Source organism: Campylobacter sp. RM9334 (assembly GCF_020138145.1).
Lineage (GTDB): Bacteria > Campylobacterota > Campylobacteria > Campylobacterales > Campylobacteraceae > Campylobacter_E.
In genome coordinates this window covers 1-11,344 of the sequence record NZ_JACGAX010000034.1, presented here as the reverse complement: position 1 = coordinate 11,344, position 11,344 = coordinate 1, and the positions used below count along the sequence as shown (strand labels likewise).

Genomic DNA, 11,344 nt, shown 5'->3' with positions numbered 1-11,344 from the left:
ATAATACAAAATGGTACAGCTTGCCAAAGAATTAAAAACCATCTCGCTTATAAATTAGGTACATGTGCAATAAACACTAATAAAGTAAAATTAATTCTATTACCTTTAAAAATATTAATAATATATTTAAATCATATATTAGAAAATAAAAATTATATAAAACAACCTAAATTATATGAATACAATGATTATATAGATGCATCAAAGCTAAAGCAAACTTATGCTTATAAGTTAGGAGAATTATTAATACAATCATTTTCTAATTGGTATAAATTAAGCATATTTATATTGCCTTTAAAAATAAAACAATTAAAACAAGATTTTAAACCAAAACAAGTTAGGAAAGAATGATAGCTATAGATGAAATAATAAATATTGCTTTAAATGCTGGTAGATATGCGCTAGATATTTTTAATAATGATTTTAATATATATTATAAAAATGATAAAAGTCCATTAACTGAAGCTGATTTAGTTGTAAATAATTACATATGCAAATCGCTTACAAAATACAACATACCAATTATCTCAGAGGAAAACAAAAATATACAATATAGTGTAAGGAAAAATTGGGAATACTGTTGGCTAATAGATCCTATTGATGGAACAAAAGAATTTATAAATAAAAACAAAGAATGGACAATAAATATAGCATTAATACATAACGGCCAACCTATTTTAGGAGTTGTATATGCACCTGCATTGAAATTATTATATAATGCACAACAAAATAAAGGTGCATATAAGAATAATGTAAAATTACCATTAGAACTAAATAAAAATACTTATAAAATAGTAGCAAGCAAATCTCATTTGAACGATGAAACGAAATATTTTATTGATAATATAAAAACAAATCTAGATAAAGAATTTATATCAATAGGTAGTTCCCTAAAGCTATGTTTGGTAGCCTCAGGTGAAGCTGATTGTTATCCTAGATTAGCTCCTACAATGGAATGGGATACGGCAGCTGCACATATTATTGTAAGTGAATCTGGAAAAAATGTATATAATTACCATACTTTAAAACCTTTAAAGTACAATAAAGAGAATCTATTAAACCCGTATTTTGTTGCGAAATAGATATTTTAAAAATTTAAGGAGAGGATATGATAATATATTTATACATATCGAAATATTTAACATGAAAAACCTAATTGTGGATTTAGATGGGACAATAGCTATAAATTCTAATTGCAGCTATGAAAATAAACCAATCAATAAAGAGATGTTAAAAAAATTAATTGAATATAAAAAAATGGGATTTAAAATAATTATTAATACAAGCAGAAATATGAATACATACAAAGGAAATATAGGTAAAATCAATATTAATACTTTACCAAAAATCATAGAATGGCTCAATAAATATAATGTCCCATATGATGAAATAATTATTGGAAAACCTTGGTGTGGAGAAGAAGGATTTTATATAGATGATAAAGCTATTAGACCTAGTGAATTTATATCTAAAAGTTATGAAGAAATAAAAGAATTATTAAATACCCATTCTTCTAATATAGATATAGTGGGGGGGGGTATAAATGATTATCATAACCTCTGCTCGTTATGTAAATCCGGAACTAGAAACAGAATTTGGAAAAGTACCACCATCGTTTCTACCAATAGGCGGAAAAAAATTATATGAATACCAATCTTCATTATTTAAAAATATAAATGATAAAATTATACTAACTATACCAAAAAGTTACGAACTAAATAAATACGATAACCTAAAATTAAAAGAACTTAAAATAAATATTCTAAGACTAGATGAAAACTTAACATTAGGGCAATCATTATCTCAGGCAATTTGTTTAAATTTAACTAATACAAATTTAAAAAAAGGTTTAAAAATTTTACATGGTGATACATTTTTTAAAAATTTAAACTTTTTAGATAATAGTATAGGAGTATCAAGAAGCAATAATAATTATAATTGGACTTATCTACTTAAAGATACAAAGCCTATATTCCATATAAAAAATAATCAAGAATTGAATACTAAAGATATACTCAATGGTTTTTTTGAAGTTCAAAACATAAATTATTTTTTAAAATGCCTAATTGAATGCGATTATGATTTTAAACAAACACTATTAAATTATTCAAAAAAATATAATTTTAATTTAAACACAAATCAAACTTGGCTTGATTGTGGTATTGCGACAAATTATTTTAATACCAAAAAGACTATAACCACAGAAAGAGCATTTAATTCCTTAAAAATCATCAATGGTTATGTATGTAAAAGTTCTTCTATGGATAATAGGATAAAAGCAGAACAAAATTGGTTTGGCTCTTTACCAAAGGAATTGTCTTTATATATACCTCATTTTTATTTAGAAAATAATAAATACTATACAGAGTATCTTTATTTAAATACATTATCAGAGCTTTATGTTTTTGGAAAAATCAACAAAATTACTTGGGAAAGAATATTTTTAAGTTTAAAAAATTTTCTAACTATATTACATAGTCATAAAACAAAAGAAGCAGTTAGCTATGATTATAAATTCAAAACACAACAAAGATTAAAAGAATTCTCTAAAGAAGCTAACTTTAACATTGATAAAAACATTATTTTTAATCAAAAAATTAATACTAGTATAAATGAAATTATAAAGGACATTGATAGTAATCTTATAGAGCAAAAACAAAATAGTTTTATTCACGGAGACTTTTGTTTTAGCAATATTTTATATGATTTTAAATCTGCTTCTATAAAAACAATTGATCCTAGAGGAATGGATTTCAAAAACAACATAACACCATACGGAAATAGTTCGTATGATTATGCTAAGTTATTTCATTCAATTATTGGACTATATGATTTTATAATTGCAAAACACTATAAATTAAAATTTAAAAACACAAATGACAATTACATAATAGATTTTAGTTTATATAAAAATAAAAGTATTGATGAAATACAAAGTAAATTTTTAGAAATTTTTCAAAATACTTTTAATATAAAAGAGATTTATATTATAACAATTCATCTTTTTTTATCAATGCTTCCGCTTCACAGCGATGATTTAAAAAAACAATATGCCTTACTTGCAAACGCAATAAGATTATATATAGAATTTAAGGAATTATAATGACAATAATATTTCCAATGGCAGGACTTAGTAGTAGATTTTTTAAAGCAGGATATAAAATACCAAAATATATGCTTCTTATAAATAACAATACTTTATTTTATGAAATAATAAGTGGCTTTAATAAGTATTTTAATGGCTGTAATTTTTTATTTATTTGTAAAAAAGATTATAGCACTAAAGATTTTATTATTAAAGAATGTAAAAAGTTAAATTTAAAAACTCATATGATTATTGAACTAGATTTTGATACTTTAGGTCAAGCGCATACCGTATACTTAGGTTTAGAAAAATCTAATATAAAAGATGATATTTTAATTTTTAATATAGATACAATTAGACCTAATTTTCAATTACCAAATGAAGAATTTTTAGCTAATTGTGATGGCTATTTAGAAGTTTTTGAAGCAGATGGAGATAATTGGTCGTTTATTCTACCTGGCACTGATAACTTAGTCTTAAAGACAACAGAAAAAGAACGCATATCATCTTTATGTAGTAGTGGGCTTTATTATTTTAAAAACTCAAACGATTTTATAACAATTTTTCAAACAATGTTAGCAAATAATGAAACTTCAAAAAATGAATATTATATAGCACCTATGTATAACTATCTTATAAAAGATAAAAAAGTAATTAAATACTACCAGATAAAACAAAACGAAATTATCCCCTGTGGAACACCTAATGAATATGAAATGATAATAAAAAAGGAACAAAATGTTAAATATTATAATTTATGCATATGAACTTAGTTCAATAATTAGCAAAGTAAAATATGAAAATACAAAACCTTGTATTAATATATCTAGTGAGGAAATAATAATTAAAATTATAAAAAATCTAGAAATTTCCAATGCTAAATACATTATAATTCTACAACAAAAATATGCCAATCAATTTAGAATAGCTTTAAAAAAAATACAAACAGAATTGAATGCAGAATTTATTCTAACTGATTCTATTGTAAAATACGCATACTGCACTACTTTAAAGATAAAAGATGATGATGAATTATTACTAGTAAATTCCAATCAAATAATTAATTTAAATCTCAATGATTTTATAGATAATGCAAAAAAACTTAGACTTGATGGTTCATTTATAACCATAAAAGATTTAAATAACAATTCAAGATTATCTTTAAATAAAATTAAAAATAAATTAGTAAATATTATTAGTCAAAAACAAATAATAAATGAAAATATAGATATAGATATTTACTATTTTAAAAATGCTAAGTATTTTACAAAAAATGCTATAGACATAATAAAAACAAATAATAAAATAAGTGATAAACTACTTATAATATCAATTTTTAATCATTTAATGAAAGAGAATAAAAATATTAAGAGCTATAAAATACAAAAAACTGAATATATAGCATTAAAAACATCTAAGGATTTAAATCAATATTTAAAACTTGATAGGTTTATTATTGAAAAATATATTAATAACTATGAATTTAATCTGCTAAATACATACATATTATCAAAACTATTAAATAAACAAGCAAGTTTTGATTTTTTAAAATATGCATTTTTAAGTGCACAATTTAAATTATTTTTTCAAATTTATAATATAATCAATAACACATCTTACATTCTTACTATTGATTGCTTAAAATCAGATGGCCTAGAATTATTAAAAGAATTTACAGCCAATAATAAAAAACAACTTAAAATTCTTAAAGAATATTTTGAATACTTTAGTAATTATTTTAATAATAGTATTAATATTGATAAGCAAAAAATAGAAATAGATTTTAATGACTTTATTATAATAGGTTGTTACATATTAAAAACAAGTAATAATAATTTAAAAGCAGAGTGTGTAAAAAATATTGTTCCTTTTTTAAAGAAGGCAAACACCTTATTTACTCAAGTTTTATCTATTGTATTAATAGAATATTTTATTTTAAGAAATGAAGAAGAAAAAGAAAAATTTTTTGGAGATGTAATTTCATATGGCAATTTTATAAATATATTATTGCAAGATAATTATCAAAAATCATATTTAAAATTTATACAATATAACGAATTAACAAGTAGATATTATACGCAAAAATATAAATATTTAAGAAAAAAACGTTATGCAGTATGTCTATATGGTATGTTAAGAGGTGATGGATGGACTAAAAGCATAGAAAAAATAATTGCTGATATTAGCAAATACTTCGAAGCTGATTTTTTCTTATTTGCTTGGGACGAATGTCAAATTTGGGCAAATTGTAGCCCTTGGATTAACTGGGCTAATAGATTTTTTATACCTCAAGTATTTCAAAAAATACCAAAGTGCATAGCTTCAACTAAAGATTTTAAGACTTTGCTACCATTAACATCTGAATGTTTTTTAAAAAACGATATAAAAAGAAAAATAACAAAAGAAGAAATTAATAACTTACTAATCAATAATCCAAAAATAAAACTAAGTAATTTTGAAAAACAACCAAATCATATAAAAAAACTATTTGTTGCAAATTTATATTATGGGCAACTGGCTAGTTTTAATTTGTTAAAAAAATATGAAAAGCAAAGCAATATTGAATACGATATAGTAATGCTTTGTCGCAATGACTTAGAAATAATTAATATAAACATGGATATTGTTAATCAGCTTAAAGTAGGAGAAATCTCAGATGAACAACAATATTATGGATTAGGAAGCACACATTTATTAGGACACAGAAGTGCTATTAATGAATATGTAAAATTTTATGAAGATTTTATGCATAATCATATTTGCAGTCAAGATTTTAATTATGGAAATCATCATAATTTATTAATGTACTCACAAATAAAAAAAATAAAATACAAGCCAAAAGCTTTAAAAGATAGTTTATTTTTTAGAAATATTATATTTAACTTAAAATTGCCCCATTTTAATAAATATCTAGAACAAGACTTAAATAATTCAAATATTAATATTGAAGAAAAAGAACAAATTAATTCTTTTTTTAAGCTATTAAGTAAATATTATGACTTTTCTTAGCAAATAACAATATTGGGTATAAAAACTTTATTAATATAAGGTTTTTATAATCTCATATGCATTACCACATATCATACCAAAACCATTTTTATTATAATTAAAATATCCTTGTGAATATGTATGGTTATAATATTCTTCTTCGCTAAATTGAAAATATATAATTTTCTTTTTAAGTAATGCAAAATCAAAAGCTATTGATGAATAATCCGTTATTAAAATACTAGCTTTGCATAAATATTCTTGAATATCAATATCTTGCATATTTACAACTTCTACAAAAGAAGACAATTTAAAATCATCTAAATATTCAAGCATTGCAAAATGTGGCATAAAAACTACTTTATATCCATTATTTTTACACAATTCTTCCAATTCTTTACCGGTTAAAAGTTCTTTATAATTTTGATAATATAAACTAGTATAAAATTTATCATTTTTCTTTCTTTTATATGTTTGTTTATCAATTTTATCTGCCAAATACTCTCTCCAAGTAGGAAAAATCAAAATCATCTTTTCTTGTTTAATCGCCCTACTTTTTTCTATAAGTTTTTCAAATCTAGGCATGCCAGTAAGCACAACTTCTTTTGAACTTAGCTTATAATCAGAATAATCACTAACAATAGAATTATATTCATCAGTTGTGCTTGTAATTATTAGCGAAATATCTTTAGAATTAAGCCAGTTTGATATATTATCCTTAGTTACTCCATGTTGTAAAAATATATAATCTTTATTAAATAAAGTATATTTACCAATACCTTTTAATAAATAATTATCAGTATGTGAGCTTATAATCTTTCTAGCTTTAAACAATTGTATTTTAAACCAAATTCCAGAACTAGATACTACATTAAAATTCTTGTTTTTTAATCTTATATAATCAGATGAGTTCTTGTCTATGACAAAGGCAATTTTTTGTTCTGGATGATTTTTTTGAATATATTCATAAAGATACTCTGCATTATCATTTGCTTTATACTTCCTATCAGCAAATAACCATAATTCATGTTTTTTATATCCTAAATGATATCGTATTTTTTGATATATAGCTTCATTTATTTGGATATTTTCACTAAAGCTTTTATTATTTATATATTCCATAAATTCAAAATTATCTGATTTTATCGTTGTATCATACTGAATACCCAATTGTAAAAAATACTTGATTTTATAATAACTTTTATCTTTTTTAACCAATTTTTGATTATCTAACACTACTTCTATATTTTTTATATACCCTACTTCTTTAAGATATATAATTTTCTTATAAATAACAAATTCATCTAATAAATTAATTTGTTGAATTTTAATCAAATCTATATTACGTTTTTTATTGTTTATAAAAATTTCTAGTTTATCTTCTTTTATAACAGAATAATAACTTATTCTTAAATATTTTTTTGTGTATTTTTCTAAAACACAAGCATTTGTATATTCTAAATAATTTTTATATTTTTTTAAAACTCCTAATAATAAATAATTGTTTCTTAATAAAAAAGAATTCTTAATCACATCAACATCTAAATATTCAAATATATCTATTAGTATATTTTCAAGATATTTTTTTTCTTCATTAGCTAAACTAATAACTTTTAAATAATTTTCAATTAGCTCCTTTATCATCCAATAAACATCATAAATAATAGTCTGCTGTATAAAATTAGGGATATACCCTAACTCATTTTGTGTATATTCAAGTAAAGCTAAGTATCCACGAGATGAAACATCTAAAAAATATCTTTTATCTTTTAATTTTTTATCAAGCGTAGAATTACCATCAACTCTTTTTCTATAAAAATATCTAGCATTTTCAATAAATATTGCATCTTTTTCTAAATTATCCAATAAATACTCATTTATAAATTTAGCATCTTCAAAACAAGGTTTTAAATCTTCATCAAATTTAAATTCTTTTATTAATTCAATTTTTATAATTGCACTAGCAGCTGAAAGTTGAATATTCTTACCCAAATCCTTAATTTTAATTGATTTTTTATTTTTATATTTATAATTTAGTGGGTGATTATCCTTATAAAAATTATCTTTTTCATGGTAAAAAATAATATTTGAACTTACCATTGCTAAATTATTGTTTTTTGATATTTCTATATCTATATTTTTAAAATAGTCTTTATCTAAAAAATCATCAGGGTCTGTAAAAGTTACCCAAGGAGTTTTAACGTATTTTAGTCCAAGATTTCTAGCACTTGCTTGTCCGCCATTTTCTTTATAAAGTAATATTATATTTTCAGGGTATAGTTTTTGATACCTTTTAATAATATTAGCTGAATTATCACTAGAACCATCATCTACCATTATTAATTGAATTGATTTTTCAAACCCTATACTTTGATTTATTATTGAAGTAAAAAAATCATCTAAATATTTTTCTACATTATAAACAGCTGAGACTATTGTGTAGGTTGAATATGATTTATAAGGTAGTTTAAATATTTGTTTTTTAAATAATTTAATTTTAAAATCATAAAAAAATTCATTTAAATGTGTAATTTTATATTTGTATGTCATAATAACCTTTAAAAATTTTTAATATTTTAGGATAAAAATGCAAATCAGTATAATTTCAACTGTGTGTTATAAAAATAAAAAACATTTCATATATAAAAGAGCATTAGAGTTAATTGAATATTTTAAAAATACAAACTATGAATTTATAATATCTGATGCTAGTAAAAATAAAATATTAAAATCTAACTACCCAAATATAAAAATTATACACACTAAATATCAAAATCCATTTTCTCCAGGAATCGCTAGAAACCAAGCAATAATACATTCTAGTAAAAAATATATATTATTTTACGATATTGATTTGTTAAATGATGATAATTTTTTTATTAAATTATCAAATAAAGTAAATCAAGAATTAGAAACTAATATAAAAAAATTTATTTTAATTCCATTTGTATATCTAACCAAAACAGGAACACAAGAATTTGAAACAAACAAAAATTTATCTATATTAAAAAATAGCTATTTAGAAGGTTCTAGAAAACTTATAGAAAATATAGGTCTTAATGGGGTTATTATGATTATTAACAAGGAGTATTTAAAAAATATAGGCTTATTTGATATAAATTTTCAAGGCCATGGTGGCGAAGACCTAGAATTAGTTCATAGATTAATTGCAAACAACCCTATCGCAAAAAAACCAAATGATTATTATATTAATGAAACTTCAAATATAGTTGCAAACCTAAAAGGTTTTAGAAAGTATATGGCGTACTATACACTTCCATTATTTTTTGAAGATTTAATATTAATTCATAGATGGCATGATAGACCATTATTTAATAAATTTTATTTCAAAAAATCAACTAACCAAGACTTACTTATAAAAAAAATGAAAGAGTATGATTATAAAAATAATAATGTTTGGAAAGATGAAAGAGAATTACCAGAATTTATAACCTATTTAAAACAATTATGTAAAAAATATAACATTGAAAATAGCATAGGTTTATATTCTTATGATAAAAAATATAATAAATATAGCTTAAAATCTAAATTAAGAAAATTAATTACTAGACCAAAAGATTTTTTTAAAGATATTAAATTAAGGAAAACAAAATGAAACACATATTTAGAGAATACGATATTAGGGGGATTTTTGGGACTGAGATTAGTCCTAGTTTTACTAAGGCTTTAGGTTTTGTAATAGGTAAAATTATACTTAGTAAAAACGCAAAAAGCGTAAGCGTAGGCTATGATGCAAGACTTAGTAATAAAGTCTTAAATAATGCTTTAATTTATGGGCTAAATCGTGCAGGAATTAAGGTTTATTCACTTGGACTTGTTCCTACTCCACTTGGGTATTTTAGCAATTATGCTTATGAAATTGATGCAAATATTATGATAACAGCATCACATAACCCTAAAGAATACAATGGCTTTAAAATCACTATAAATAAAGAAAGTTTTTTTGCAAAAGAGCTTAGTGATATTTATACTGAAGTTGCAAATCACATAAAAGATTTTGATGATAAGATTGAAAATGCCGAATATGAAGAATTAGATATTAAAACAAAATATATTGAGTTTTTGCAAAAAGAATTCGCTCATCTTAAAAACGCCAATATAAATCTAGCAATTGATACGGCTAGTGGTGCAGCTTGTGAAGTTGTAGCAAACATTTTAGATATTTTAAATATTAAATATGCTCACTATTTTAGTGAATTTGATGGTGAGTTTAAATCTCACGAGCCAGACCCAACAGAAGAAGAAAATCTATTTGCTATTAAAAATGAGCTTAATTTTAGCAATTTTTCTCATCATTGCCCTACTCCACTTTATAAAAATAACTATGTTAAAAATACTGCGACACTTGGCTTTGGTTTTGATGGAGATGCTGATAGAATTGTATGTGTTTTAAAAGATAAAATCATTAAAGGTGATGAGCTTTGCTATCTATTTGCAAATAATATTAAAAATCCTAAAATCCTTTGTGAAGTTAAATGCTCAAAAGTAATTTTTGATAAAATTAACGAGCTAGGAACTTGCTCAATGTGTAAAACAGGTCATTCAAATATCAAAAAAGCTATAAAAGAATTAAATGTAGATTTAGCAGCAGAACTTAGCGGACATGTATTTTTTAATGACAAATATTATGGATACGATGATGCGATTTATTCTATGCTAAGAATTATTGAGCTATATTTAAAAAATCCTAATTTTATTGATATTTTAAATAACTTACCTAAAGCATATTCAAGTAATGAAATAAAAATAAAAGTAAATGAAAGTGATAAATTTAATATAATAAATACTTATAAAGAAAAAATAAAATCTCTTAATCTAAATGCTAAGCTAATTGAAATTGATGGAGTGAGATTAGAATTTGAAAATGGATTTTCACTACTTCGCGCAAGTAATACTAGCCCTTATTTAGTAGCTAGATTTGAAAGTATTAGTGAAGATAAATTAAAAGAAATCAATGAATTTACCTTTAAACTTTTAGATGAAATAATTAAATATTAATTAGTTAATAAGTTTAGGTTAATATAACTAAAAAATTTTTAAAATACCCCCCCCCACGCTCAATATTACTAAATTGTGGGGGTAGTATTCTAAGTGAAAGAAAGTATGAATATAAATAGTTTAATAAGTAAATTTAATAATGAAAATATTTTATTTTTACAAGGACCTTTAGGGCCTTTTTTTAAGCGTTTTAGCAAATACCTTAATAAAAACAATAAAATATATAAAATTAATTTTACGGCGGGTGATTTT

8 protein-coding genes and 1 pseudogene are annotated in these 11,344 nt (G+C 22.7%); 8 read left to right on the top strand and 1 reads right to left on the bottom strand.

From position 1 onward, the window contains the following. The 6 genes and pseudogenes from AVBRAN9334_RS09815 to AVBRAN9334_RS09790 form a co-directional block, all read left to right on the top strand. Positions 1 to 351 (top strand): annotated as a pseudogene (locus tag AVBRAN9334_RS09815) (alpha-2,3-sialyltransferase); the annotation flags it as partial. Beyond that, complete coding sequence (gene cysQ, locus AVBRAN9334_RS09810; RefSeq protein WP_336607707.1) at positions 348 to 1,082, top strand: 3'(2'),5'-bisphosphate nucleotidase CysQ; 735 nt, start codon at positions 348 to 350, stop codon at positions 1,080 to 1,082. The pseudogene AVBRAN9334_RS09815 and the gene cysQ, both read left to right, overlap by 4 nt. 61 nt (positions 1,083 to 1,143) lie before the next feature. After that, positions 1,144 to 1,647, top strand: a complete 504-nt coding sequence (locus AVBRAN9334_RS09805; protein WP_336607706.1) for a capsular biosynthesis protein — start codon at positions 1,144 to 1,146, stop codon at positions 1,645 to 1,647. Next, entirely contained in the window at positions 1,544 to 3,103 is a 1,560-nt protein-coding gene (locus AVBRAN9334_RS09800; protein ID WP_336607705.1) for a capsular biosynthesis protein, read from the top strand. Before AVBRAN9334_RS09805 ends, AVBRAN9334_RS09800 begins: the two co-directional genes overlap by 104 nt. After that, a complete protein-coding gene (locus AVBRAN9334_RS09795; RefSeq protein ID WP_336607704.1) occupies positions 3,103 to 3,852 on the top strand; it encodes a glycosyltransferase family 2 protein in 750 nt (249 codons plus the stop codon). Before AVBRAN9334_RS09800 ends, AVBRAN9334_RS09795 begins: the two co-directional genes overlap by 1 nt. Continuing rightward, positions 3,824 to 6,094, top strand: coding sequence for a hypothetical protein (locus AVBRAN9334_RS09790; protein ID WP_336607703.1), 2,271 nt, complete (start codon positions 3,824 to 3,826; stop codon positions 6,092 to 6,094). The genes AVBRAN9334_RS09795 and AVBRAN9334_RS09790 overlap by 29 nt, the downstream gene beginning before the upstream one ends. 30 nt (positions 6,095 to 6,124) lie before the next feature. Here AVBRAN9334_RS09790 and AVBRAN9334_RS09785 read toward each other — a convergent pair whose 3' ends face one another. After that, a complete protein-coding gene (locus AVBRAN9334_RS09785; protein ID WP_336607702.1) occupies positions 6,125 to 8,623 on the bottom strand; it encodes a bifunctional glycosyltransferase/CDP-glycerol:glycerophosphate glycerophosphotransferase in 2,499 nt (832 codons plus the stop codon). A gap of 37 nt (positions 8,624 to 8,660) precedes the next feature. Here AVBRAN9334_RS09785 and AVBRAN9334_RS09780 point away from each other — a divergent pair, with 37 nt between their 5' ends. Continuing rightward, a complete protein-coding gene (locus AVBRAN9334_RS09780) occupies positions 8,661 to 9,689 on the top strand; it encodes a glycosyltransferase (protein WP_239802666.1) in 1,029 nt (342 codons plus the stop codon). Then, positions 9,686 to 11,092: a phosphomannomutase/phosphoglucomutase gene (locus tag AVBRAN9334_RS09775; RefSeq protein WP_336607701.1), complete on the top strand. Its 1,407-nt coding sequence runs from the start codon at positions 9,686 to 9,688 to the stop codon at positions 11,090 to 11,092. Before AVBRAN9334_RS09780 ends, AVBRAN9334_RS09775 begins: the two co-directional genes overlap by 4 nt. The last annotated feature ends 252 nt before the right edge of the window (positions 11,093 to 11,344 follow it).

Excerpts from the sequence above, each read along its gene's own strand:
- AVBRAN9334_RS09775 (WP_336607701.1), top strand. The coding sequence starts at position 9,686 with ATGAAACACATATTTAGAGAATACGATATTAGGGGGATTTTTGGGACT.
- AVBRAN9334_RS09800 (WP_336607705.1), top strand. The coding sequence starts at position 1,544 with ATGATTATCATAACCTCTGCTCGTTATGTAAATCCGGAACTAGAAACA.
- AVBRAN9334_RS09790 (WP_336607703.1), top strand. The coding sequence starts at position 3,824 with ATGTTAAATATTATAATTTATGCATATGAACTTAGTTCAATAATTAGC.
- cysQ (WP_336607707.1), top strand. The coding sequence starts at position 348 with ATGATAGCTATAGATGAAATAATAAATATTGCTTTAAATGCTGGTAGA.
- AVBRAN9334_RS09805 (WP_336607706.1), top strand. The coding sequence starts at position 1,144 with ATGAAAAACCTAATTGTGGATTTAGATGGGACAATAGCTATAAATTCT.
- AVBRAN9334_RS09780 (WP_239802666.1), top strand. The coding sequence starts at position 8,661 with ATGCAAATCAGTATAATTTCAACTGTGTGTTATAAAAATAAAAAACAT.
- AVBRAN9334_RS09795 (WP_336607704.1), top strand. The coding sequence starts at position 3,103 with ATGACAATAATATTTCCAATGGCAGGACTTAGTAGTAGATTTTTTAAA.
- AVBRAN9334_RS09785 (WP_336607702.1), bottom strand. The coding sequence starts at position 8,623 with ATGACATACAAATATAAAATTACACATTTAAATGAATTTTTTTATGAT.